Source organism: Bacillus sp. NMTD17, assembly GCF_002998735.1.
In the GTDB taxonomy this organism is placed as follows: Bacteria; Bacillota; Bacilli; order Bacillales; family Bacillaceae; genus Bacillus.
In genome coordinates this window covers 905,929-930,525 of sequence record NZ_PVRH01000001.1, presented here as the reverse complement: position 1 = coordinate 930,525, position 24,597 = coordinate 905,929, and the positions used below count along the sequence as shown (strand labels likewise).

The 24,597-nt window shown below is 41.8% G+C and carries 28 protein-coding genes and 1 pseudogene; 10 read left to right on the top strand and 19 right to left on the bottom strand.

From position 1 onward, the window contains the following. Positions 1–42: 42 nt before the first annotated feature. Positions 43–909 (bottom strand): annotated as a pseudogene (locus tag C6347_RS19585) (cache domain-containing protein); the annotation flags it as partial. A gap of 339 nt (positions 910–1,248) precedes the next feature. Here C6347_RS19585 and C6347_RS04750 point away from each other — a divergent pair. Beyond that, positions 1,249–1,989, top strand: a complete 741-nt coding sequence (locus tag C6347_RS04750; protein ID WP_060597195.1) for a protein-glutamine gamma-glutamyltransferase — start codon at positions 1,249–1,251, stop codon at positions 1,987–1,989. 21 nt (positions 1,990–2,010) lie between these two features. Here C6347_RS04750 and C6347_RS04745 read toward each other — a convergent pair whose 3' ends face one another. From C6347_RS04745 to C6347_RS04720, 6 genes are all read right to left on the bottom strand, one after another. Beyond that, entirely contained in the window at positions 2,011–2,259 is a 249-nt protein-coding gene (locus C6347_RS04745; RefSeq protein WP_106071465.1) for a hypothetical protein, read from the bottom strand. A gap of 24 nt (positions 2,260–2,283) precedes the next feature. Continuing rightward, positions 2,284–3,315 carry a nitronate monooxygenase gene (locus C6347_RS04740; protein WP_060597197.1) on the bottom strand — a complete coding sequence of 344 codons (1,032 nt, stop codon included), beginning with the start codon at positions 3,313–3,315 and terminating at the stop codon, positions 2,284–2,286. 16 nt (positions 3,316–3,331) lie between these two features. Continuing rightward, positions 3,332–3,733 carry a secondary thiamine-phosphate synthase enzyme YjbQ gene (locus tag C6347_RS04735; protein ID WP_060597198.1) on the bottom strand — a complete coding sequence of 134 codons (402 nt, stop codon included), beginning with the start codon at positions 3,731–3,733 and terminating at the stop codon, positions 3,332–3,334. Between the two features lie 135 nt (positions 3,734–3,868). Continuing rightward, a complete protein-coding gene (locus C6347_RS04730; RefSeq protein ID WP_034659775.1) occupies positions 3,869–5,161 on the bottom strand; it encodes a hemolysin family protein in 1,293 nt (430 codons plus the stop codon). Between the two features lie 48 nt (positions 5,162–5,209). Next, positions 5,210–5,884: a zinc metallopeptidase gene (locus C6347_RS04725; protein ID WP_060597215.1), complete on the bottom strand. Its 675-nt coding sequence runs from the start codon at positions 5,882–5,884 to the stop codon at positions 5,210–5,212. Between the two features lie 81 nt (positions 5,885–5,965). Continuing rightward, the gene (locus C6347_RS04720; RefSeq protein WP_060597199.1) at positions 5,966–6,190 is read right to left on the bottom strand and encodes a YuzI family membrane protein; all 225 of its coding nucleotides are present in this window, start codon (positions 6,188–6,190) and stop codon (positions 5,966–5,968) included. Positions 6,191–6,315: 125 nt separating this feature from the next. On the opposite strand from C6347_RS04720, the gene C6347_RS04715 reads away from it, so the two are divergent. Further along, positions 6,316–7,302: a potassium channel family protein gene (locus tag C6347_RS04715; protein WP_060597200.1), complete on the top strand. Its 987-nt coding sequence runs from the start codon at positions 6,316–6,318 to the stop codon at positions 7,300–7,302. On the opposite strand, the gene C6347_RS04710 is transcribed toward C6347_RS04715, so the two are convergent. From C6347_RS04710 to C6347_RS04690, 5 genes are all read right to left on the bottom strand, one after another. Then, positions 7,299–7,700 carry a YugN-like family protein gene (locus C6347_RS04710; protein WP_034659780.1) on the bottom strand — a complete coding sequence of 134 codons (402 nt, stop codon included), beginning with the start codon at positions 7,698–7,700 and terminating at the stop codon, positions 7,299–7,301. The two genes, C6347_RS04715 and C6347_RS04710, sit on opposite strands and share 4 nt — an antisense overlap. 32 nt (positions 7,701–7,732) lie before the next feature. Further along, on the bottom strand, positions 7,733–7,951 hold the full coding sequence (locus tag C6347_RS04705; protein WP_060597201.1) for a spore germination protein: 219 nt from the start codon (positions 7,949–7,951) through the stop codon (positions 7,733–7,735). Between the two features lie 110 nt (positions 7,952–8,061). Then, positions 8,062–9,417 (bottom strand): glucose-6-phosphate isomerase, encoded by a 1,356-nt coding sequence (locus tag C6347_RS04700; RefSeq protein ID WP_106071464.1) that lies wholly within the window; start codon positions 9,415–9,417, stop codon positions 8,062–8,064. Positions 9,418–9,543: 126 nt separating this feature from the next. Further along, on the bottom strand, positions 9,544–10,716 hold the full coding sequence (locus tag C6347_RS04695) for an iron-containing alcohol dehydrogenase (RefSeq protein ID WP_034659782.1): 1,173 nt from the start codon (positions 10,714–10,716) through the stop codon (positions 9,544–9,546). 121 nt (positions 10,717–10,837) lie between these two features. Next, positions 10,838–12,001, bottom strand: a complete 1,164-nt coding sequence (locus tag C6347_RS04690; RefSeq protein ID WP_034659783.1) for an iron-containing alcohol dehydrogenase — start codon at positions 11,999–12,001, stop codon at positions 10,838–10,840. Between the two features lie 144 nt (positions 12,002–12,145). On the opposite strand from C6347_RS04690, the gene C6347_RS04685 reads away from it, so the two are divergent. Continuing rightward, positions 12,146–12,382, top strand: a complete 237-nt coding sequence (locus C6347_RS04685) for a DUF378 domain-containing protein (protein WP_003212952.1) — start codon at positions 12,146–12,148, stop codon at positions 12,380–12,382. A gap of 67 nt (positions 12,383–12,449) precedes the next feature. On the opposite strand, the gene yugI is transcribed toward C6347_RS04685, so the two are convergent. From yugI to C6347_RS04670, 3 genes are all read right to left on the bottom strand, one after another. Then, the gene (gene yugI / locus C6347_RS04680) at positions 12,450–12,842 is read right to left on the bottom strand and encodes a S1 domain-containing post-transcriptional regulator GSP13 (RefSeq protein ID WP_034659784.1); all 393 of its coding nucleotides are present in this window, start codon (positions 12,840–12,842) and stop codon (positions 12,450–12,452) included. A gap of 198 nt (positions 12,843–13,040) precedes the next feature. Then, complete coding sequence (locus C6347_RS04675) at positions 13,041–14,234, bottom strand: aminotransferase (protein ID WP_034659785.1); 1,194 nt, start codon at positions 14,232–14,234, stop codon at positions 13,041–13,043. Further along, positions 14,235–14,735: an Lrp/AsnC family transcriptional regulator gene (locus tag C6347_RS04670; RefSeq protein ID WP_003213765.1), complete on the bottom strand. Its 501-nt coding sequence runs from the start codon at positions 14,733–14,735 to the stop codon at positions 14,235–14,237. A gap of 175 nt (positions 14,736–14,910) precedes the next feature. Between C6347_RS04670 and C6347_RS04665 the strand changes: the two genes are divergently transcribed. Then, on the top strand, positions 14,911–15,735 hold the full coding sequence (locus C6347_RS04665) for an alpha/beta fold hydrolase (protein ID WP_034659788.1): 825 nt from the start codon (positions 14,911–14,913) through the stop codon (positions 15,733–15,735). Here C6347_RS04665 and C6347_RS04660 read toward each other — a convergent pair. Continuing rightward, positions 15,732–15,992: a YugE family protein gene (locus tag C6347_RS04660; protein ID WP_003213422.1), complete on the bottom strand. Its 261-nt coding sequence runs from the start codon at positions 15,990–15,992 to the stop codon at positions 15,732–15,734. The two genes, C6347_RS04665 and C6347_RS04660, sit on opposite strands and share 4 nt — an antisense overlap. Positions 15,993–16,075: 83 nt before the next feature. Between C6347_RS04660 and C6347_RS04655 the strand changes: the two genes are divergently transcribed. Next, complete coding sequence (locus C6347_RS04655) at positions 16,076–17,251, top strand: MalY/PatB family protein (protein ID WP_034659792.1); 1,176 nt, start codon at positions 16,076–16,078, stop codon at positions 17,249–17,251. 133 nt (positions 17,252–17,384) lie between these two features. Beyond that, the gene (locus tag C6347_RS04650; RefSeq protein WP_034659793.1) at positions 17,385–18,677 is read left to right on the top strand and encodes an ATP-binding protein; all 1,293 of its coding nucleotides are present in this window, start codon (positions 17,385–17,387) and stop codon (positions 18,675–18,677) included. Here C6347_RS04650 and C6347_RS04645 read toward each other — a convergent pair whose 3' ends face one another. Continuing rightward, the gene (locus tag C6347_RS04645) at positions 18,678–18,857 is read right to left on the bottom strand and encodes a hypothetical protein (RefSeq protein ID WP_034659795.1); all 180 of its coding nucleotides are present in this window, start codon (positions 18,855–18,857) and stop codon (positions 18,678–18,680) included. Between the two features lie 90 nt (positions 18,858–18,947). Here C6347_RS04645 and kapB point away from each other — a divergent pair, with 90 nt between their 5' ends. After that, a complete protein-coding gene (gene kapB, locus C6347_RS04640) occupies positions 18,948–19,340 on the top strand; it encodes a kinase-associated lipoprotein KapB (protein ID WP_106071463.1) in 393 nt (130 codons plus the stop codon). Here kapB and kapD read toward each other — a convergent pair. Then, a complete protein-coding gene (gene kapD, locus C6347_RS04635; RefSeq protein WP_034659799.1) occupies positions 19,337–19,954 on the bottom strand; it encodes a 3'-5' exonuclease KapD in 618 nt (205 codons plus the stop codon). The genes kapB and kapD overlap by 4 nt on opposite strands. 217 nt (positions 19,955–20,171) lie before the next feature. On the opposite strand from kapD, the gene C6347_RS04630 reads away from it, so the two are divergent. The 3 genes from C6347_RS04630 (at position 20,172) to C6347_RS04620 (ending at position 23,789) form a co-directional block, all read left to right on the top strand. Then, a complete protein-coding gene (locus C6347_RS04630) occupies positions 20,172–21,350 on the top strand; it encodes an MFS transporter (protein WP_249117089.1) in 1,179 nt (392 codons plus the stop codon). Positions 21,351–21,458: 108 nt separating this feature from the next. Then, entirely contained in the window at positions 21,459–23,360 is a 1,902-nt protein-coding gene (locus C6347_RS04625; protein ID WP_066030475.1) for a transglycosylase domain-containing protein, read from the top strand. Positions 23,361–23,378: 18 nt separating this feature from the next. Beyond that, positions 23,379–23,789 (top strand): thiol-disulfide oxidoreductase DCC family protein, encoded by a 411-nt coding sequence (locus C6347_RS04620; protein WP_034659802.1) that lies wholly within the window; start codon positions 23,379–23,381, stop codon positions 23,787–23,789. Positions 23,790–24,032: 243 nt separating this feature from the next. Here C6347_RS04620 and C6347_RS04610 read toward each other — a convergent pair whose 3' ends face one another. Then, complete coding sequence (locus C6347_RS04610) at positions 24,033–24,590, bottom strand: YufK family protein (protein WP_034659805.1); 558 nt, start codon at positions 24,588–24,590, stop codon at positions 24,033–24,035. Positions 24,591–24,597 lie beyond the last annotated feature (7 nt).

Sequence of the window (24,597 nt, the reverse complement as noted above, 5' to 3'; positions counted from 1 at the left end):
GTCGACAGATTGCTGTACCGCTCGAATGACGTCACGGAGGGATTCACTCATTTTGCTAAAGCTTCTTGTCAGCTCTCCTATTTCATCCTTCGATTTGGTTTCAAGGGTTTCGGTTAAATCCCCTTCACTCACTTTGTTTGAGAAATCAACAAGCTTTCGAAGTCCAATTGTGATGGATCGAACGATAAAGAAGATCGCAACGCCGCCAAGGATAAATGAAGAAATTAAAAGAATAATGGCAGAATTCCAAACTGGCTGTGCTGCTTCTTCTGTTTCTGATACAAACATCGTTCCAGCAATTTTCCAACCTGTTAAATCATTTGTCACAAAAACAAGACGCTTTTGTTCTCCTTTATTCTCATAAGTTGACGTTCCTTCTTTTCCGCTGTAAAGGATAGATGAAATATTTTCAGTGACCTTAGATCCTGACTTTTCTTCTGGATGAGCCACAATTTGTTTATTTTTATTCGCAATAATTGGATATCCTTGTCGTCCAATTTTAATCTCTTTTATTTTATTGACAATGTCTTGCACATCAATGTCAATTCCGATCGCTCCCGACCCGTCCTTCAGACGCTGGGCAATCGTGACAACCATGCCGTTTGTTGTGGCAGAGATGTATGGATTAGTAACAACTGGCTTACCACTGTCATCCTGCATAGCTAGTTGATACCAATCACGCGTTGTTGGATCATAGCCTTTTGGCATGTCTACCTTAGGAAACTGAATGAAATCACGCTTTTTACTTGCTGCATAAAAGCCAACCACATCATCTTCATTGATTTTACTGTATATCTCGAAATGCTCATACAGTTCGTCCTGGTTGTTCTTCTTAAAGTCTGCAGCAGTAGATGTTTCAGTAAAGAGTTTTACTGCGTTTTCCTTATTGATAAGCTTTTGCTGAATCATGTCATTCAGTTCATTGACTCTTGTGTTTGCTCCGTACATGATTTCATGATCTAATTCTTCTTTGGCAATCTGATATGAAATCGTACTGAGTGTAATAATTGGCAAGACAAGAACGAGCGTGAATGAAATAATCAGTCTCTTAGAAATCGATGGTTTTTTCAACCATTTTATTGCATTTTTCATGTTTTTCCTCCTTTTAAACGATATGTTATATATCGGACATCTTCATATTATTTTCATGTTTTTCAATTAAAAAGGATGCCTTTTTGTTTATTTTCACAAATTGATTCCTTGCCCAAGCATCTTGCATACGCTAATACAAAAGGGGGCGCTTTTCATATGATTATTCTTTCAGGACAGCCAGTGACAAATGAGCAGCTGGCTTCATTTCAGCTAGAGGGACAAAAGCGGATCATTTTGATGCAGTTACAAGCCTCAAATGATACGTTCCGCTACAGGCAAGCATCTGATTTGTTATTTGAGGTCACATTGAGATCGAACATTATGAATGCTGCAAGAGATTTGCATAAAAGTGGTGCCTCATTTGCCATCTTCCAAAAATCTCGTGCAAATGATGCCTTTTGGCGTGTATCGGAAGCAGGAGCACTAGAGCTGCGCTATCAAGTGGAACCATCTAGAGGAATTAAAGACATTTTTGAAAATGGCTCACAATATGCATTTGAATGTGCCACAGCCATTGTGATCGTATTTTATATGGGGGTCTTGCAAACGGTAGGAGACGAGAAGTTTAACCGAAGGCTTCGCAGCTTAACCCTGTATGACTGGCATTATGATACATTGTCGATTTATACAGAACGCGGGAATGACTTTATCTATGGGGATTGCTTATATTTTGAAAATCCAGAGTTTAGCTATCAGCAGTCACAGTGGCGCGGGGAAAATGTGATTTACTTAGGAGAAGATCAATATTACGGACATGGACTTGGGATTTTAACAGCGGCAGAAATTATCGACAAATTGAATAAGAGAAGGCGGCCAGGTGCTGTTCAATCTGCTTATCTATTGCCGCAGACCACCCGGATGGATGTGATTTATCTCAGGCAAATGTTTGGCAGCTAAAAAAAGCCTCTTGTCTATTGGTTATGACAAGGGGCTTTTGTATGCCTTGCGTTTACGATAATCTTGCAGCGTGCCAAGCATCTTGTTCGCAAGGATCTCCATTTTTTCTAAGTCTTTTCTTGTGACCGGCGGATCGTGCCGGCTCCATTTTACGTAACGAACAAAATAGTAATGACGAATGGGCGTAAGGACGGCAGAAGAGTACGGAAATTCATCAAACCAAAATTCAATTTGTCCTTTTTTTCGGTATGAATGCTTTAAGATGTCCATCCTTTCACACCACCCAACATGAATTTATATATGCGTCAGTTCATGCATGATCTCCTCAACGGTTAAAATCGAGTGAATACGGCTAACGCCCTGTCCTGCCCAAAGAGCCATTTGATCAGGGTTTCCTGCAGCCGCGGCTGCTTTTCGCATCGGTGTCGTCCATACATGCTGAACCGGATAAGGAAGAACCCTATCTTCATTCTGTCTTTCTTCCTCCATCCACTGATTCACAATTCCTCTTGCTCTTTTCCCAGAAAAAAGCCTCGTGATCTTTGTTTCACTGCTTTCTGCCTGTAAAATCGCCTTTTTGTATACGTCTGCCGCAGCACTTTCCTGGCTGGCTAAAAATCGTGTGCCGATTTGAACCGCATCCGCTCCAAGCGCTAGAGCGGCTTTCACACCTGCTCGTTCTGTGATCCCGCCTGCGGCGATCAATGGCACATGACAGAGCGGCTTGACGTCAGAGATCAGACTAAAGAGTCCCACCAGGGCATCTCCTTTTGCAGGTAAAAAGGTACCTCGGTGCCCCCCTGCTTCACTTCCTTGCAGAACAATGGCATCCATCCCTTTTTCCTCTAAAAGCAGTGCTTCCTCTTTTGTTGTGGCGGTTCCAATTAAAAAGATCCCCTTTTGTTTTAAGCGATGAATCGTTTGTTCATTTGGACAAGCGAAGGTAAAGGAAACGACCGGTACGTCTTCTTCCTGAATAATGTTGATTTTCTGTTCAAAATCATCCCACAATTCCTCTTGGCTCGGCAGCCTATCAGCGGCTGGTCGTGCAGGCAGTCTCTTCTCCCAAAATGCCACATCCTCTTTTTTGACTTCTGGAATTGGCTCTGGTACAAATACATTGACCTGAAACAGGCGAGTTGTCAGCTGTTTGACCTGTCTGATCTGCTGCCTCAAATTGTCAGGCTGCACATATCCACTTGCCAAACTGCCAAGTCCCCCGTACTGTGAAACAGCGGCTGCCAGCTGCGATGTCACGGCGCCTCCTGCCATTGGCGCTTGAATAATTCCATATTTGATTTGCAGTAATTTCGTGATATCTCCCATTTATTTCCCCCATCTCTTATTCGTTTGAAGACACCTGTATATAAAAATGGCGATGTCTCGGCCCGTCAAACTCACAGAAATAGATTCCCTGCCACGTGCCAAGTACAAGATCACCATGATTGATGAGAACATGCTGCGTAGCACCCATATAGCTCGCTTTCATATGTGCGGCTGTATTTCCTTCCATATGGCGGTCCTTCGGATGTTCCCACGGAAAGACTTCGTCAAGCCTCCGGAGCATATCTCGTTTCACATCTGGGTCCGCATTTTCATTAATGGTCATCCCTGCTGTCGTATGAGGACAGTAGACGATGACGGTTCCGTTTTGAATACCTGTTTCCTTGACATATTGATGGATCTCGTTCGTCACGTCGATCATCTCATCGCGTCTATTTGTTTGTACATTGATTTTTTTCATATGAGCGGCTCCTTTTTGTCATTTCTATAAAACCATACCCTTTTTATGTGAAATAAATCACTGCTTATCGGCAGAAGGCATTCTCTTACCTAAAGTTTACCAACTAAAAAAACCTCGTCAAGTGTTACGAGGTTTTTAGAAAAAGTGAACCTTTTTGATTTCAATGGTCCGAATATGATGGTCTTCTGCATCTATGATGGTAAATTCACAGCCTTCTGCTTCAATCGTATCTCCAATCTCAAAATCAAATTTATGTGTCATCATCCAGCCAGCAATTGTATCAACATCATCATTCTCAATGGCTAAATCCAATAAATCATTTACTTCATCAATCAAGGCTTTCCCATCCATTACATAGTGGAAGTCACCTTTTTTGACGATATGAGGTGTTTCATCTTGATCATATTCATCCCGAATTTCGCCCACGATTTCTTCTAAAATGTCCTCTACTGTGACAAGACCGGCTGTTCCTCCATATTCGTCTACGAGCACTGACATATGAATTCGTTCCTTTTGCATCAAAATGAGCAATTCTTGAACAGGAGTACTTTCAATCACCCGAATCACCGGACGCATTAAGTCTTCAATCGTCACATCTTGATTCAGGAAGCTCGCCTTAAACACATCTTTGCTATTGATGACACCAATCACATGATCTTTGTCTTCTTTAATAACAGGGTAGCGTGTGTATCTTTCGTTCAGCATATAATGCGTCATGTCTTCAAGCGTCTGTTCAACCTCTATGGCTGAAATTTCTGTACGAGGGATCATGATCTCTCTCGCCACCCGGTTATCAAATTCAAAAATTTTATTCACATATTTGTACTCAGATTGGTTAATTTCGCCCTTCTCATAGCTTTCAGATAAAATGAGACGCAATTCTTCCTCACTGATCGCCACTTCATGTTCTTTGACAGAATGAAAACCGAATAATTTCACAATGCCTCGTGCCGCCCCATTTAATGCTTTAATAAACGGGTACATGACTTTATAGAAAAAGATGAGTGGCTTTGCTGTCACAAGGCTGACGGCCTCTGCCTTTTGAATGGCAATCGTTTTAGGCGCCAGTTCTCCCACAACGACATGTAAAAACGTAATGATCACAAATGCGATGATAAACGATAGGATGTCGGTTAATGCGGAATGAAGCCCTAATTCCTCAAACAGCGGATGCAGAAAATGTTCCACCGTCGGCTCGCCCAGCCACCCTAAGCCTAAAGCGGTGATGGTAATTCCGAGTTGACAGGCAGATAAATATTCGTCGAGATTTGATATGAGCTTTTGTACGTGGATGGCTCTCTTATCACCGCTTTCAATCAGCTGATTGATTTTAGAGCCTCTAATTTTCACAATCGCAAATTCAGTGACAACAAAAAATGCTGTCGCAGCAATAAGTAATATGACTAAAAATACGTTTAAAATATACAAAAAAACCCTTACCTAACAATGGTAAGGGCTCACCTCCTCTGGCATCAATTAATCATTACGGCCATTTAGGAAGATCATTACAAAACGGAGCAATTCAAACAAGGAAACAAGGGCCGCTGCGACGTACGTAAGAGCTGCAGCATTTAACACCTTGTTCACGCCTCTTTCTTCACTGCTTCTAATGATTCCTTCTGAAACAATGATATCTTTTGCACGAGAACTTGCATTAAACTCGACAGGCAATGTCACAAGCTGAAAAAACACAGCCGCTGAGAACAAAATGATCCCAAGCCCGATTAAGTTAAGGCTGCCGAGCAAGATTCCTCCAAGGAAAAGAAGCGGGGCAACACCAGATGCAAAGTTCACGACAGGGAAGATCTTATGTCTCAAGACAAGCGCACCATAGGATTCCTGATGCTGCAAGGCATGTCCAACCTCGTGTGATGCGACTGAAATGGCCGATATGGAATGACCGTAGTACACAGGTTCAGATAAGCGAACCACACGCTGCGTCGGGTCGTAATGATCAGTCAAAGTTCCTCTTACCGGTTCAACAGGCACGTCATATAACCCGTTGTGATCTAAAATATGTCGAGCGGTTTCCGCACCTGTTTTCATACTGGATGCTTCAACCTTTGAATACTTTTCAAAATTATTCTTTACTTTAAATTGTGCCCAAAATGACAATCCCAATGCGGCAAATGTTAAAAAATAAAAAAACAGCATGCTCATCAGCTTCCTTTTTATTTTATATATTTATTTACAATTTTAATGACTTTTATGTAACGTGTACAGAAAAAAGCACTAGGTCTTTTTAAGGGGAATAACCGCACCAATGAAAAAGAAGAACACACCTAAGCATGCTGTATAAAAGGTCACTGTTCCGTATAGGTCTTGAAAAAAGTGCAGCCATGAAAAATCACTCATAAAATGATTCACAGCATTTAAGTCAAACACGAGCAAGATCACAGCTGATGATAAAAAGTGCGCACCGATAAAAAGAAGTACGGTCTTTTGAACGAACGACATTCGCATTCCCTCCTTCTTCTCTCTTATTTTAAGATATGGGATCTGTTTCAATACATGACGAAGATGAAAAAATGTTCCTCAATCGGGCATACTGACATTAGCAGTCTCCTGAAAGGAAGAGTCCGATGAAATCAAATCGTATCTTTATCGCTTGGCTAAGGTGGCCACTTTATCTTCGAATTGCCATCATCATCTGTTTCTTGCTTCTTTTTTTTGGACAATTAATCGTTTTGCTTGAACCGAAGCAGTATCATACGATCTTTGATGGGATCTGGTGGGCGCTCATTACAGTCTCTACGGTAGGCTATGGTGATTTTGTGCCGCAAACCATGCCTGGACAAGTAGCGGGTATGGCTCTGATTTTGATCGGCGCAAGCTTTGTCACAGCTTATTTCGCCACGCTTGCCGCCGCTGTGTTCAGCAAGCAGCACCATTATGTAGAAGGAAAGGTCGCCTTTAAAGGGAAAGGACATCTCATTATCGTCGGCTGGAATGAGAAAACGAACAAACTGCTTCAGTCGTTTCAAACGATTGATCCAGCTATGCCGATTGTGCTGATTGATGACTCCTTGAAGGAAGGGCCACTTTTAGAGAATGTTCATTTTATTAAAGGGCATGGCACCGAAGATGTCACACTTCGCAAAGCCAATATTACCAGTGCAGATGCACTGATGATTACCGCAGATCAGCACGAAAATGAAGTGACAGCTGATATGCAGAGTGTTTTAACATTACTTGCAGCAAAAGGATTAAATCCTTCGCTATACTGTTTAATTGAAATCTTAACAGATCGTTACGTGAAAAATGCCGAGCGTGCTGGTGCCAATCAAGTCATTCATACCTCTGATGCAGTCAATCATTTAATGGTCGAACATTTTCTTCTAAAGGAACAGTTCAAAGCGTTAAAGAAAAAAAGACATATGACCTTGCATAAACACGTCACCATCATACCGGTTCCAGCTTCGTTAGCCGGAGAAACATTCTTAACAGTGCTCCATCACTTTTTAGAGCATCATGTGATCATTGTCGGTGTACAAAAAAAAGAAGGACCCATGATGAATCCTCCCTTTGGATATGAGCTTCATCCAGAGGATGAACTGATCAGCCTTTAAAGCAGTGCGTCTTCTAATTCCTTGACGAGTGAAAAGCCAATCTCAGTATAAGCTTTTGATACATCTCCATCTTTCTCTTTTGGTTCTTGGAATTGGTTAAAGGATGCTCCCACATTTCCAACCATCGCATGATCATCTAACTTATCTTGATATACATGCTTTAAGAGAAATGGATCTCCCATTTTCACCACAACGCCTGGCTGATCCAGCTGGCCTTTTTCGGCTGTAAAAGGAACTCTGAGAAAAGTATAGCCATCACGGTTATCAATTTTATAATCAAAGTACCCGTGATCATAATCCCAGTTGCCATTAATGACATAACCGAGCGGCTTCATGGTCTCTTCTAAATGGTAAAGTGAAAAGCTTTCACCAGGCAGCCTGGATGGTACATGAATCATACGAAACCCTCCTTTTTGTATAATAGGGTTCGTTAAAGAGAGGAATTCATACATCTACCTCTTGTGATTTGTACATTGTTTGTAAAAGCAGCATCAAATAAGCTTTGATTGGATAATTGATTCGTCTCGTTCACACTGCCAGCACCTTCAGTATCCTTGACAGCACTCATAGGACAAATACGTCCGACATTGCCAAAGTTGACGATTGCCTGGTCAGAAATATCGTGAATGTAAATATGATTCGTTCTCATGTTTCACCCTCCTCTACTCATTATTCTATGTACAGAGCATGAGGACGCTTGCACAGGAACCGTGAGAAAACAAAAAAGGCACACCTTTCAAAGGTGTGCCTTTTTTACTCTTACGATTGTTTCAGGCGGCTTTCAAGCTCGGCTTTTTTCTCTTCGAAGCCTGGTTTTCCTAATAAAGCAAACATATTCACTTTATAAGCTTCTACTCCAGGCTGGTCGAATGGATTGACGCCTAGTAGATATCCAGACATCGCACATGCTTTCTCAAAGAAGTAAACGAGGTATCCGAATGTATAAGCATCCATCTCAGGAATTGTGACGATAAGATTCGGTACTTTTCCATCTGTATGAGCAAGCATCGTTCCTTCAAATGCTTTTTTATTAACGAAATCAACCGTTTTTCCTGCTAGATAGTTCAAGCCATCAAGGTCTTGTTCTTCTGCTTCAATGACAAGCTCATGGCGAGGTTTGTCTACATTGACGATTGTTTCAAACAAGTCTCTTCTTCCTTCTTGAACATATTGACCAAGTGAATGAAGATCTGTTGAGAAGTTCGCAGATGAAGGATAAATTCCTTTTTCATCTTTTCCTTCACTTTCACCGAATAATTGCTTCCACCATTCTGCAAAGTATTGCAGGCCTGGCTCATAGTTAATCAGCATTTCAATCGTTCTGCCTTTATTGTAAAGGACATTACGGACGACAGCATATTGGTATGCCGCATTCTCAGAAAGCTCAGATGAAGCGAAGTCTTCGCTTGCTTTTGCCGCGCCTTCCATCATCTGATCAATGTCTGCACCGCTCACAGCGATTGGCAATAGACCAACTGCTGTTAATACAGAATAGCGTCCACCTACATCATCAGGGATGATAAATGATTCGTAGCCTTCTTCCGTTGCTAATGTTTTCAGTGCACCGCGTGCCTTGTCAGTTGTCGTATAAATACGTTTTTTCGCTTCTTCAGCACCGTATTTTTCAATGAGGAGCTTTTTAAAGATGCGGAACGCAATCGCTGGCTCTGTTGTTGTTCCAGATTTTGAAATGACGTTAATAGAGAAATCTGCATCTTCCAATAGATCCATCACATCTGTTAAATAAGAAGAACTGATGTTGTTTCCAATAAAGATGATTTGCGACGTCTTGCGTTTGCCTTTTGGCAGCGTGTTATAGAAAGAGTGGTTCAAAAATTCAATCGCCGCACGTGCGCCGAGATAAGAGCCGCCGATTCCGACAACAAGCAAGACATCAGAGTCAGACTTAATTTTATCTGCACTTTTTTTAATGCGGGCAAATTCTTCGCGATCATATTGCTTCGGTAAGTCAACCCAGCCTAAATAATCACTGCCTGCACCCGTTTGTTCATGAATATTATGATGGGCCACCTTCACAAAATCTTTTAAATATGTAAGCTCATGTTCTTGAAAGAAAGGTAACGCTTTCGAGTAGTCAAATTGAATATGTGTCATCGCTTGTAAGCCCTCCATTACGTTAGTTCTGTCCCTTTCACTTTAGCGGAACTAGCTATTGAAATCAAGTGATCGTCACTGGCATAGCAAAAAGCCGTTTCTCTCTATGAGAAACGGCAAGCAGGATTATAAAGAAGCTTTCAAAATAGAAAGAATGTCATCACGACCAAGTTTCATAAAGTTACCAAAACCACCGTATTCCATTTCTTTCGCCGCAATGTCGGCAATTTTGTCCAGCTGATCTTCACCAATGTCATAATCCGCTAAACGACTTGGTGCACCGAGGCTTGTCCAGAAGGCTGACAGCTTGTCGATGCCTTCTAATGCGATATCACGATCTGATTTTCCTTCTGTCTCGATGTCAAACATGTTCAGCATGAGGTTTTTAAAGCGTTCCACATTGTGATCGAGTGTATGACGCATCCAATTTGGGAAGAGGATGGCAAGTCCGCCTGCATGCGGAATGTCATAGACAGCCGATACCGCATGCTCAATCGTATGGGACGCCCAGTCTCCAAAGTAGCCCATTTGCAGCGTGCCATTTAAAGCGATCGTTCCTGCATAAAGGATCGTTTCACGGTGCTCATAGTTTTGTAAGTCTTCAAGCAGTTTTGGTGCTGTCTCGATGACTGTTTGAAGAACAGCAAAACACATTCGATCCTGTAGCGGCGTGTTTTTTACATTATGGAAGTATTGCTCGAAGACGTGGCTCATCATATCGACCATGCCGTACACCGTCTGGTTTTCTGGCACAGAATATGTATGCTCAGGGTCTAGAATGGAAAAAGCAGGATGAGTGACTGAACTGCCCCACACATATTTTTCATTCGTTTCCCAGTTTGTGATGACAGAGTCTGGATTCATTTCTGAACCAGTTGCCGCAAGTGTCAGCACTGTGCCAAATGGCAATGCTTTTTGAGCGGTTGTTTTCTTTGAGATAATGTCCCACACATCTCCGTCATACTCTGCTCCGGCTGCAATCGCTTTTGTACAGTCAATCACACTGCCGCCGCCAACAGCTAATAAGAAATCAATTTTTTCATTTTGGCAGATGTCGATTCCCTTTTCCACTGTGGTAAGGCGCGGGTTTGGTTCAACACCTGACAGCTCAAATACTTCAGCTTCTGCTTCATTTAACGCGCTGATCACATTGTCATAAAGACCATTTTTCTTAATGCTGCCTCCGCCATATACAAGTAACACTCGTTTTCCATAACGAGCGAGTTCGCTTTTTAGTCCTTCTAGTTGTCCTTTTCCAAACATTAATTTCGTTGGATTATAGTAAATAAAATTTTCCATCTGTTGATACATCTCCTTACAGCGTATATATCCAAAAACATGAAAGACTACTTTAACATATGTACACGTCGAACTCAAAAAAAGATAACTGCTCGAAAGCAGCTATCTTTTGGTTGGTCGATTATAAAGAAGCATTCAAAATGGCTAGAACATCTTCTTTGTTTAGCTTTTTAAATTGACCAAATTCACCGCGTGCCATTGCACGGTCTGCAATTAAATCAATTTTCTCATCGTTGATATCATAGTCCGCTAAACGGCTTGGTGCACCAAGACTTGTCCAGAAAGCTGACAATTTGTCGATTCCTTCTAAGCCCACTTCTTCGTCTGTTTTGCCCGCAGGGTCCACATCGAATACACGTACCGCTAATTGTTTAAAGCGGCCTGGGTTTTCCTGAATGACATGCTTCATCCAGTTCGGGAACAAGATCGCAAGTCCGCCGGCATGAGGGATATCATAAACAGCAGATACCGCATGCTCAATGTTATGAGAAGCCCAATCACCGCGTGCCCCCATTGACAGCATTCCATTAAGGGCAATGGTGCCAGTGAATAAGATGGTTTCACGCAGCTCATAGTTCTCTAGATCGTTGATCAGCTTCGGTGCTGTTTCAATGACCGTACGAAGAAGCCCTTCACACATACGGTCTTGATAAGGTGTATTTTCCGTGTGATGGAAATATTGCTCGAACACATGTGACATCATGTCAACCATGCCATAAATCGTATGGTTTTTTGGCACAGTGAATGTGTTCACTGGATCAAGAATAGAGAATTTAGGGAAGACTGCTGGACTTCCCCAGCCATATTTCTCATTTGTTTCCCAGTTTGTGATCACTGATCCAGAGTTCATTTCAGAACCTGTTGCAGCAAGTGTTAACACAGTACCGAACGGAATAGCTTCCATTGGGACATGCTTACGCGTCACGATATCCCAAGCATCTCCATCGTACTTCGCTCCAGCTGCGATCGCTTTCGTTGCATCAATGACACTGCCGCCGCCGACTGCCAAAATAAAATCAACGTTGTTCTCTTTGCAAAGCTCAACCCCTTTTCTTACTGTTGTTAAGCGCGGGTTTGGCTCAACACCAGCAAGTTCAGTGATTGCAGCTCCTGATTCTTTTAGGATGCTGACAACTTGGTCATAAAGGCCGTTTCGTTTAATACTGCCTCCACCATATACAAGTAATACGTTTTTTCCGTAGTGTTTGAGTTCATCTGAAAGGGCTGATACTTCTCCCTTTCCAAACATTAATTTCGTTGGGTTCCAATAAGTAAATCGATCCATTTGATCTCCTCCTCGCGCTACATTATGCGCCTCAATCATTCCAAAAGTAAAGTAATTTGCTTTAATCCATTTTCTTACGCATAGTTTGGCTAAAAATCTGCAAAATATAAATGTATTGATGCTGTAGCGAAAGGAGGAATCACGATGAGTGCTATTCAGCGTATTGCCCTCGTGCTCACGATTATCGGTGCTATTAACTGGGGACTAATCGGCTTTTTTCAATTTGACTTAGTAGCAGCGATCTTTGGCGGACAAGGCTCTGCATTATCACGTATTATTTATGGTCTTGTTGGAATTGCAGGTCTTGTTAACCTTGGTCTATTGTTCAAGCCAAGCGAAGAAGCTGTTCGCCGTGACGAGCCGAATCCAGAGGTTCGCTAAACAAAAAGACATAAAAAAGGCCGCCTATACGAGGCAGCCTAAGGCACCGTTTGAAGCGGTGCTTTTTTTATTTCTTGATAAGATCTTTACGGTTAGATTGCTCAATCCACTCTTCAAGTTTATCTTTAAGTGTATTGAAACCTTGTGGTGCAGCAGCTTCTTCTTTCACTTGCTGTGGTCTTTGTTTCTTTGGTTTGCTTTCTTTTCTTTCAGGTGCATCTTGTGTAGCACGGATAGAAAGGCTGATTTTACCTGCTTTTTCATCAACAGAAAGAACTTTTACTTGTACTTCGTCACCAATTGAAAGGTGCTCGTTGATGTCTTTTACAAAGCCATGTGTTACTTCAGAAATATGCACAAGTCCTTGAGTTTCTTCATCTAATGCAACAAACGCACCATACGCTTGTAATCCTGTTACTTTACCAGTGTAAACACTGCCTACTTCAAACTTTGTCGCCATGATAACAACTCCTAAATAAATGTTTTAATATTCGTTTATACGCAATTAAAAACTATATCATAGAACGGTCAGTTACGCAAAATATTTTTTAATTGGGTTTAGATCAGTTCAAAAGGGGGAATACCTGAAAACAAGAATGCTTTCTAGTATTCCCCCCTAATTTGAGAGGCATGAGTCCTAATGGATTGATGCCTTTTTTTATTTTATGATGACAGGTGCTTCTTCTTTCACTTGTCGTTCCTGCAAAAAGCGCTGGATTCTTGAAAGTGATTCCTGAAGATGGTCAAGAGACGAAGCATATGAACAGCGAATATGACCTTCACCACTCGGCCCGAAGACATTACCAGGGACAACAGCTACTTTTTCACTCAGGAGCAGCTCCTCGGCAAATTGTTCTGACGTCATGCCCGTCGTTTTAATGGACGGGAAAGCGTAAAATGCGCCGTTTGGCTGGTGGCATGTCAGCCCCAGTTCATTCAAAGAGCCGACAAACAAATTACGGCGCCTTCTGTAGCTTTTCTTCATTTTCTCTACATCTTCAAGCCCATTTTTCAAAGCTTCTTCTGCTGCATATTGTGCCATAGCGGGCGCACACATCATAGAATATTGGTGTATTTTCAGCATAGCATCGCGCAGTACAGGTGGTGCTGCCACATATCCTAAGCGCCAGCCTGTCATGGCAAACCCTTTTGAAAAGCCTGAAATCAGGATCGTTCTTTCCTTCATATCTTGAATTGCCGCTACGCTTGTAAAAGCTTCATCATACGTCAGCTCTGCGTAAATCTCATCCGTGATAATGAGAAGGTCATGCTCTTTTGCAAATTGAGCAATATCTTCAAGCTCTTCCTTTGAATAGACAGAGCCAGTTGGATTTGATGGTGAGCAAAGCAGGATCGCTTTTGTCTTAGGCGTCAGCTTCGTGCGTAGATCCGCCGAGTCTGCTTTGAAATCTTTTTCAGCCGAGGTACTTAAATAAACAGGTACTCCGCCTGCAAGTGTCGTAAGGGCCCCATATGCTACGAAACAAGGCTCTGGAATGATCACTTCATCCCCACTGTTTAAAATCGCACGAAAGGCCAAATCAAGTGCCTGGCTTCCGCCAACTGTGATAATAAGTTCTTCTTCAGGACTGTAGTCAATGTGAAACCGCTTATATAAATAGTGACTCAGTTCTTTTCGCAAAGATAACAACCCTGCGTTCGCCGTATAAGAGGTAAGCCCTTGTTCTAATGACATAATACTTGCTTCTCTGACATTCCAAGCTGTCACGAAATCTGGCTCGCCGACACCAAGGGAAATGACCCCTTCCATTGTGGCTGCCAAATCAAAGAATTTCCGAATACCTGACGGCTGAATGCTTTGTACCGTTTCAGATAAATAAGACTTTTTCATTTAAGGAGACACCACGATTCTTTTGTCATCGTCTCCTGTTTCAAACACTTTCCCATCATGTTTATATCTCTTCAAAATAAAGTGGGTAGTTGTTGAAACCACGGAATCAAGTGTCGATAATTTTTCAGATACGAAGCGGGCAATATCAGACATAGATCTTCCGCGGATCACAACAGATAGATCATAAACACCTGACATGAGATAGACAGACTCCACTTCCTGAAAGCGATAAATACGTTCAGCAATTTCATCAAATCCGACGCCTCTTTTTGGTGTCACTTTTACATCAATCATTGCTGTGACGCCTTCATGACCATCCACTTTACGCCAGTCAATCATGGTTGAATAATCAATAATGACTTTTTGATCTTCTAGTTTTTGAATAATGGCTTCTGCTTCTTCTGTTGTCACGCCTGCCATTTTTGCAATTGTATTTAAATCGGCGCGGCTGTTTTCATCTAAAATCTCTAATATTTCAGTTTCTTTTTCTGTTAGTTTCATTTGATTTCACACCTCAGATTGTAAAAGCTAGTTTTAAAAAATCTTCTGAACATTATAGCACGTTTTTCCCATTATGCTAAGCAGGGAAAAGATGCTAACCATAGCTTAAAATCCACTTTTTAGGGTACAATACAGTCACCTAACAGAGAGAGTATCAAGTATCGGAGTGATGAGTGTGGACTTTGTTCAGCCAGCTTATATGAAAAGTAAATTCGGTTTAGATATCTATTATGAGCACTATCCAAATAAGGGGAAGAAAACATTGATCTTAATTCACGGACTCTTCTCTTCTACCTTCAGCTATCGAAAGCTCATCCCGCTTCTGAAACAAGACTTCAATTTAATTGCAATCGATCTGCCGCCGTTTGGACAGTCCGAGAAGTCGAATACGTTTATTTACAGCTATCGCAACATGGGAAAGATCATTATTGAGCTAGCTGGTTACTTGCAGATTCAGCATGCGATCCTAGTGGGTCATTCGATGGGCGGCCAAATTGCTTTATACGCTGCATCTGAACGGCCAGACCTATTTGAAAAGGCGGTACTTTTGTGCAGCTCAGGGTATTTAAATAAATCAAAGAGATCGCTTGTTTACAGCACATATATTCCTTATTTTTATCTCTATCTTAAAAGAAAGCTCTTGAAGCAAGGCATAATGAAAAATTTAACCGCTGTTGTACATGATCATTCCATCATTGATCAAGAGATGGTGGACGGATATTTAAAGCCTTTTTCTGATGATCAAATTTTCCGAGGAATTTTCCGCTTGATTCGGCACCGGGAAGGCGATTTGACCTCGGATGTCCTAAAGAAAATGGAGACACCAGTGCTGCTCATTTGGGGTGAGGAAGATCGGATCGTTCCCATTCAAATAGGAGAAAGACTGCACAAGGATCTGCCAAACTCGACCTTGCATGCATTAAAAAAAACCGGGCACCTCGTTCCTGAGGAAAATCCGGTCTTTGTGTCTGATCAAATCGGACATTTCAGCCTGTCTTAGCGTGTGCAGGAGCTGCTGTCTCGTATGACGAAAAGCTGATTCGCTATATGTTGACAGCTTTCGAAAGGCAGGAGCTGCTCAAATGAGTGATGATAAATGGCTTGAATGTCTTTTGCTAAAGATAAAGAGTCTTCTGCGTCGTATAATGCACTGATGACGTCAGCAGGCTCCGTTTCATAAAAGTCCTCTCCATATTGAAAAGGGTCCCATGCCTTAATAAGTTGAATCATCTCTTCTACAGCTTGACTATCTTTCATCGGTATCACCGCTTATAATAAATTTTGTGATGTTTATTTTAGCACAACCAACAATGGTTGAAAAACGGCTAGAGGTGGGTTTCATGAATTTCGACGAACAGATCATACGTAAAGGTTCAAAATCAGTGAAATGGGACCAAGCAGAGTCTTTGTTCCTGACAACAGATGCGCTGCCGATGTGGGTGGCAGATATGGATTTTAAAGCGCCGCAGGTCGTCCTTGATGCATTGAAAGAGCGATTGGATCATGGCGTATTTGGCTATGCCTTTCAAGACCAGGATACGCAGCAGGCAGTAGCCGAATGGCTCAAAAGAAGACACGGGTGGTCGATTCAGACAGAAGCCGTCACCTTCACACCAGGGATCGTCACGGCACTTAGTTTTGCTGTCCAAGCCTTTACAGCACCGAATGACGAAGTGGTCATACAGTCACCAGTGTATACGCCTTTTTATCAAATGATTGAGCGAAATGGACGTACAGTCTCAACCAACCCTTTAAAAATAGAAAACAACCGCTATCTTATGGATTTTGATGATTTAGAGAAAAAACTGAGCAGACCAGAAGCGAAGCTCATGTTCCTATGTCATCCGCATAATCCGTCCGGAAGAGCGTGGACAAAAGAAGAATTAAAGCGAGTAGGAGACTTATGTGTCAAGCATGGTGTCACAGTCGTTTCAGATGAGATTCATTCTGATTTGATGCTATACGGAAAGCCGCATGTGCCATTTGCTAGTCTTTCTGACGACATAGCACATATCACAGTGACGTGTATTGCACCAAGTAAAACATTTAATTTAGCTGGCCTCCAAGCATCTGCCATTATCATTTCCGATGAAGAAAAAAGAACCCTTTTCACCAATGAATTGCAAAGAAACGGACTAGCCAAACTGAATGCATTTGCGATTCCTGCGATGGAAGCAGCATACCGCCACGGGGATGAGTGGCTCGATGCACTTGTTCTTTATCTCGAAAGCAATATGAAAATGGCGATGGACTATATTGACGAACACCTTCCAAATATGCGTTATATGAAACCAGATGCTTCTTATTTATTGTGGCTGGACATTCGGGATTATCAATTCAGTCAAGCGGAATTGAAACGGAATCTGCTGAAAAAGGGCAAAGTGATCCTAGAGCTTGGTCACGTGTATGGACACGAAGGAGACGGCTTTATTCGGATGAATCTCGGCTGTCCTGCTTCAACAGTCAAAGAAGGATTGAAACGCCTTCATCAAGCGTTCACGCGATCATCTGAATAAGCCCTATACGATCGAAAGAACATCCTAACGGGTGTTCTTTTTAAAGAAAAAAACCCTCCTTTTATCATATCTACTTTGTACATGAGATGATATAATGAGAGGAATTACAATTATTTACGAGGAGAGCATTTAAATGGAAATGTTCAAGGATTTTCTGCTCCATGTATCTTTTATTCTATTTCCAATCTTTTTATATCATGCGCTATGGCTAAGCCGGACCCCTGCTCATTTCCCAAAAACGAATAAACTGCTCATCACAGTATTCGCATCCATCTCTTCAGCACTATGTATTATATATCCAGTTGGTTCGATTTTAGATTTGCAGACTGGGCTTCAATCCATCCCTCTTGTACTTGCCATTTTATACGGAGGGTACACTGCTGGGATCGTCGCCATCTTGATAAGTTCCATGGTCAAATTCGTGATGTATGGCTCCTTCTTATGGGTTGGAATCATTGTTGTTCCGATTTACTTTTTCATCCCATTTCTGTTCTACCGGAAATGGCGTCAATATTCGAAGCTGAAAAAGCTGATGTATGGAGTGCTTATCGGTTTATCCAAAGGATTCTTTATTTACATTGGACTGTTTGCGGTCAGCTTAATGGAATACAGCCCAGCCTTTATTATGCAGCAAAAGTTACTTGAGTTATTTTTCTCAACCCTTTACTACATATTCTTTCTTGTGCTAAGTATCTATTCCATTGAATTCGTCAAAGAAAATGCGCAAATGAGAACACAGCTCGTCCAGTCAGAAAAGCTGACCATTGTAAGTGAACTCGCTGCAAGCGTTGCCCATGAAGTACGCAATCCGCTGACAGTGGTGAGAGGCTTTATCCAATTGCTCTTTTCTAGTGACAATACAAAAGAGCCGTCAACCAATAAAGATTATAAAAATCTCGTTCTGTCAGAGTTAGACCGGGCGCAGGATATTATCACGAGTTATCTTGACATTGCGAAACAAAATTATTATCAAATTGAATCTCTCAATCTATCTAAATTACTAGAGGAATGTGCATCACTGATGACATCCTATGCGAATTTCAAATCGGTCACGATTCATCAATCCATTGAACCAGACTTATACATTCAAGGGGATGAAACGAAGATCAAGCAAGTCATGATTAATTTAATCAAAAATGCGATTGAAGCAGCCCCAGAACACGAAGGGGAAATTGAACTTTTTGCTTCAAAAGAAAATCATAAAATATGCCTTTATTTCGTGGATAACGGTGTAGGAATGACAGAAAGCCAAATGAAAAAGCTTGGCGAACCATATTACACCCTGAAAAATAAAGGGACTGGACTTGGGCTGACAGTGACATTTTCTATCATTGAAAATCACCATGGAACCATTCGTTTCAAAAGCTCGCTGCAGTCTGGTACAACCGTCACCGTGAAGTTTCCTGAAGATACAAGAAGAAAATGATCAATCCATTTTTTTTGTCCTTTTTTCATCTATCCGCTCCTGCTTCTTAGACGCACGAACGATCAGACGAAAGCAAATAAATGCAGCAATAAAGAAAATCACCGTGGTGATTGCCGCTGGGATGTACTCCCTTTTATCTTCAGGAAAATACAGTAGAAAGAGTGCGATGAACGACAGCATTCGCCATTCCCCCTTTTGCTCGTTTACTTCACTATATTGGCTAAAAGAAATGAAATACCTTCCTGCGAGAAGGAAATGGAGGAATTTCACATGACAGACATTCAAATTGGACAAGTTGTGAAAGGATTTTACAAAACAGGTGTTTACGTTGGGGAAGTGACAGCAGTGAAACCATCGACCTATCTCGTTCAAGTAAAAGCCGTTCTGACACATCCCACTCAAGGCGACCTGCATCACCCAAAAGAAGCAGACGTGCCTTTTTTCCAAGAGAGACGGGCTTTGGCCTATCGTGAACAGACGAATATCCCTTATCATATGGTGAAGCCTTATGATGGCGGTATACCAGATTATCAAGTATCACTAAAAGAAGCTGTAGATAAATTAAAACAAACGCTCCATGCGGATGATTCCAAATGGGCTGAAAAATCAAGAGCATGCCTATCTTCTCTCGAAAAAGATTATTTTCCAGAAGACGCCCGCTAATCAGCCGAATCAAAAAAGTGTGAGAAATCGATCAGCTCACCAATTTTGGTTGTTTGCGGATTTTCCACATAGGCTCTGTCTTTTTCAAAAAGGGTTAACAGCTGATAAGTCGTCATGGCATCATCAAGTGCTTTATGATGCTTACCAGCTTCTTCACTGCCGTATTCCTTTGCCGCTTTGCGAAGCCCTGTCAGTGTACGATCACCAAAAAAGGTTTTATACTCAAAGGCGAGGTCCCTCAGCTTTCCCTTAAAAGGAAAGGCGATGTGATTGAGCATACAGTTTTGCTTCAGCACCTTCATGTCCATATTGCCCCATGTAATAATCTCACAATCCTCTCCCTCATCAAGCGACACGAGCTTCTCGATAAACGCCTCAAAGGAAATTCCGCTCTCTACATCCTGCTGCGTAATGCCGAGGAACGATTTACAGCGTTTCGTCAGCTTCGGAAACTTTTTCGGTTTGACGTAGCTAGAGAACGTGTCTATAATCGTTTCACTTGCCGCTTTCACTACCCCAGCTTCAATAATTTCAGGAAAAAAATTTTGTGGATGATACTTTCCATCAGGCATCGTAAATTCAAAATCGACCACAAGCACCGCCTTCTGTTCCACCAGTCTCACCTCACTTTCTCGTCAGTTTTTCATCCTGATATCATTATATTAAGACGGACCTTGAAATCACTTCATTTTCTTGAAAATAATGCAGATTCACTATGCCCAACCTATCATCAGATGAAAGATCGTTTATTTTCCTTTATAATTATTAAGGAACACGAAATAAATAAAGAAGGTGGTCTCTATCACAAACAGGAAGAAAAACTTGTACATCATGTGGTTTGTGAACTTTTTTGTATCTGCCAGCATTACAATGATCGTCCCTTTTTTATCACTTTACATAGAATCTCTTGATAGCAGCTATTCAAATGAATTTGTCCAAAGGTGGAGCGGCTATGTCTTTGGGGTCACGTTTTTAACGGCCTTTCTGATTTCTCCGATTTGGGGACGGATTGGTGACCGTCATGGCTATAAAAAGATTTTGCTCATTAACGGAATTGGGATTGCAACAAGTATTCTATTAATGGGGCTTGTGCAAACCGTTTATCAGCTATTCGCACTGCGGCTCTTCATGGGGCTTGTCACAGGCTTTATCTCGACTTCAATGGCACTGATCTCTGCACAGACGGAAAAGGCAACTGCAGGTAAAACCCTTGGAACGATGCAGATGAGTAATGTTGCCGGGGGGTTGTTTGGTCCATTAATGGGCGGATTCATGGCAGACAGCGTCGGATTTATTTATACGTTTTTCCTCACAGCGACTGTCATTTATGTGTCAGCTATTGTGATTATTTTCGGAGTGAAAGAACAGCCCATCCGTTCAAAAGAAGCAAAGCGCGTTTCTTACTCACGGAAGGATGTACTCGTTCATATTTTCAAACAGCCTTTGCTTGTGGTCACGATGCTTTTAACGTTTATTACACAAGTAGGGAACTTTAGCATTCAGCCACTTTTGGCTTTATACATTCATGATTTACACGGTCCTGTTAATCTCGCATTTTATGCGGGTCTTGCGTTCTCTGCAACTGGACTTGGCAATTTGCTCTTTACACGAAAATGGGGAGATCTCGGAGATCGAATTGGTCACGACAAGGTGCTGCTTGCCCTTCTCATCCTCTCCTCTATTTTATTCATCCCGCAAGCGATGGCGGATTCCTATGTGATGTTAGTACTTTTCCGTTTTCTATACGGGATGGCACTTGGCGGGATTATTCCGTGTACGACAGCGTATATTCGGATCAAAGCACCTGCCTCTATGCAAGGGGAAGTGCTTGGATACAATGTCAGCTTCCGCTTTCTTGGGAATGTCGTCGGTCCGGTGATTGGCGGCATTGTGGCGAGTCATTACGGGATTCCAGCTGTCTTTTATGTCACCGCCGGAATTTTTCTGTTTGGCGCGTTATTTTTATGGGCGGTCCGCTCGCATGGGAAGACAAAAGAAAGGAGTGTCTGATCCAGCATCAGGTACTCTTTTTTCATGTGTAGAAGCCTTATTCACTAGTCTTCAAGCCCATTCTTTTCTAAAAATAACCTTCTCGTATTCGCAAAAGAATGGTACGATATGGCTAGAAAATTGAAGAAAGTGAGTGACCTCATGTTTCGTGCAATCATTGGTTGGTTATTACTTGCTGCCCTCATTCCATTATTTGTTCTGACTTTTTATCTATCAAAGGAAGAAGCTGCAAGTGTCAAGCCTGTTAACGAAGTGCTTGATCAAAAAATCAAGCTGGAAAAGATAGATTTTTCCCAAAACAGTTATATGTATGATCGGGATGGTTCTCTCATCTCTGAGATCGTATCAAACGATGAAAACCGAGTGTTCGTGACGTATGATAAAATTCCTGATTCTGTGAAGGAGCTGTTCCTCCGCTCAGAGGACCGGAACTTTTATGACCATAAAGGCATTGACTTTATGGGGGTTGTTCGTGCCCTTGCCTCAAATGTCAAAAACCATGGCATCAGCCAAGGAGCGAGTACGATCACACAGCAGTTATCCCGCAACTTATATTTAAGCCATGAACGTTCGTTCACCCGAAAGTTTACAGAGCTTCTCTATTCCTATGAATTAGAGCGGAAATTCTCGAAAGATGAAATTCTCGAAAGCTATTTAAATACGATTTATTTCAGTAATGGTGTTTACGGTGTCGGTTCTGCGGCTAATTACTATTTTGATAAGCCGCTTAGTTCTTTAACGCTTGCACAGATGGCATTTATCTCTGCGATTCCAAACAACCCAACACTGTATGACCCATTGAAACAATTCAAGCACACGAAGAAACGCCAAGAACGACTGCTTGGTATTTTAAAGAAAGACGGCGTCATCACCAAAAAGCAATACAAAAAAGCCGTCAAAGAAAAAATCAGCCTGTCCTTAAGTGAAAAGAAAAACCTTTATCCTGACTATGTGACATATACCAATGAGGAATTTACCGATCTTGTGTCAGATCAGGAAGGCTTTACAAAACGATTGAAGAAAGCCAAAACAGATGGAGCAAAAAAAGCCATTCAAAAAGAATTATCTGAAAAAGTTAGTGCCCTGCTTCAGGATGGTGTCAAAATTTATACGGCACTTGATCCTTCCTTACAGCAACGAGCCGTCTATCAGCTCAATGCGCAACTCCCTTACCAAGGTGTAGAAGGCGGATCAGCGGTCATTAATCATGAAACGCATCAAGTTGTCGCACTTGCTGGCGGAAAAAACTATAAGAAGTTTGATTTCAACTACGCCTATCAAGCGCAAAGACAGCCTGGTTCTGCAATTAAGCCGCTTTTAGACTATGGTCCTTACATCGACCAAACCGGTGCAACAGCTTCAAGCAAAATCAGTGCCGGCAAGTTTTGCAGCAGCGGATACTGTCCGCAGAACTATAATCATAAAACGTATGGAACTGTCACACTTGAAACAGCCTTTAAGAACTCTTACAATACCCCTGCGATCCGAATGCTGGATACAGTCGGTGTCAAAAAAGGCTTCAGCTATTTAGAGAAATTCTCATTCGAGCATATCGTAGCGGATGATTATCGCCTTCCTTCTGCACTTGGCGGATTTACGAAGGGCTTCTCACCGCTAGAAATAACAGATGCGTATACCGTCTTTGGTAATCAAGGAGCTTACACGCAAAGTCATTCGATCACAAAGGTAACAGACTTAAACGGTAAGACCCTTTACAAGTGGAAAGAGTCACCGAAGCAAGTGTATTCTCAGCGGACAAATGACACCATGCGTAAACTGCTTGCCTCCGTTGTAAAAAGCGGAACAGGGAAAAAAGCGAATTTCAGTTCCCCTTACATTGGTGGTAAAACAGGGACATCCAATGACTACAAAGACATTTGGTTTGTTGGACTGACAGATCAATATACAATGGGTGTATGGGTTGGAAGAGATAGAGGAACGGTTGAATCAATTTACAGCTCCAGCCCGCACTTACGTATTTGGAAAAATACGATGCAATACGCCAGATAAACAGGAGGTTTGATTGCAATGCATTCAACACATCCACCCCATTTAATTTTATTTGACGGTGTCTGCAACGTGTGCAGCGGCGCTGTTCAGTTTGTGATTAAGCGTGATCCAGATGAGCGAATGATGTTTGCTTCATTACAATCAGATACAGGGCAGCGCATTTTAAAAGAAAACGGTTTGCCTTTAGATGAGTTCAATTCATTCATTTATATTGAAAAAGGCACCCTTTATACGAAGTCGACAGGCATCTTAAAAGCCACGCGGCATTTAAAAGGGATCTACAAATGGAGTTATTTACTCATTGCCATTCCCCGCCCTATCCGTGATTGGTTTTATGAGCGGATGGCGAAAAATCGCTACAAATGGTTCGGTCAAAAAACATCTTGTATGATGCCTACACCCGATATTCAAAAACGGTTTCTTTCATAAAAAAGCATCCTCCGATGTTGGAGGATGCTCACATTGTTGACAAAGGGCTAAAATGATTTTTATTTTAGCCCTTTGTCTTCTTTTCAGCGTGACCTGAAAACCTTTGCAGTCTAGGAAGGACGAGTACCGGAGCGGAGCGAATTGAACATTCGTGAGCACCGGAACGCAGCCCTGACACCGAATGCGAGGGTTTGTCTACACGCTGAGCATCCTCCGATGGTGGAGGATGCTTTCTTTGTCTGTTTAAGAAGGCAGACTCGCCATAACACTGTTATAAAGCTTAATAAATAAGTACAAAATGCCGATTAAAAACGTTGCCCAAAACAGAAGAATAAACATCATAAATCCAATTAAATTCAGCATGGAAAGCGATTGATAAATGCGAACCACAACCCAGATAAAATAGACAAGACTTGCTAAAACAAACAGTCCGACAAGCAGAATCAGCTGCTGCGTCAACAGAAATGCAAGCAAGCTGGCAAATAAATAAACAACGGATGCAATCCGAATTTTCTTTAAGTTCTCCCCTTCAGGATCTTTCGCGAAAAAGAGTAGTGCCAGCTCTAACACCGTATCTGCAATCAGTTTCAAGGCAGATAAAATCATAAAATAAACAAGTGCAAAAGCAGCAAAAAGAGCAAGCCTGATGCCCTGTTCCGAGAAAAATTCCAGCATTCCTTTTAAAATACCTGCTTGAGTCAAGAAATCAGTCGTGATCCCTACTGTGAAAATCGAAAAAGCAGAGCTGAATAGTAAAATCGAAATCAGCGGAAAATATCCAGTCAAATATGTATTTTTCATAAATAGA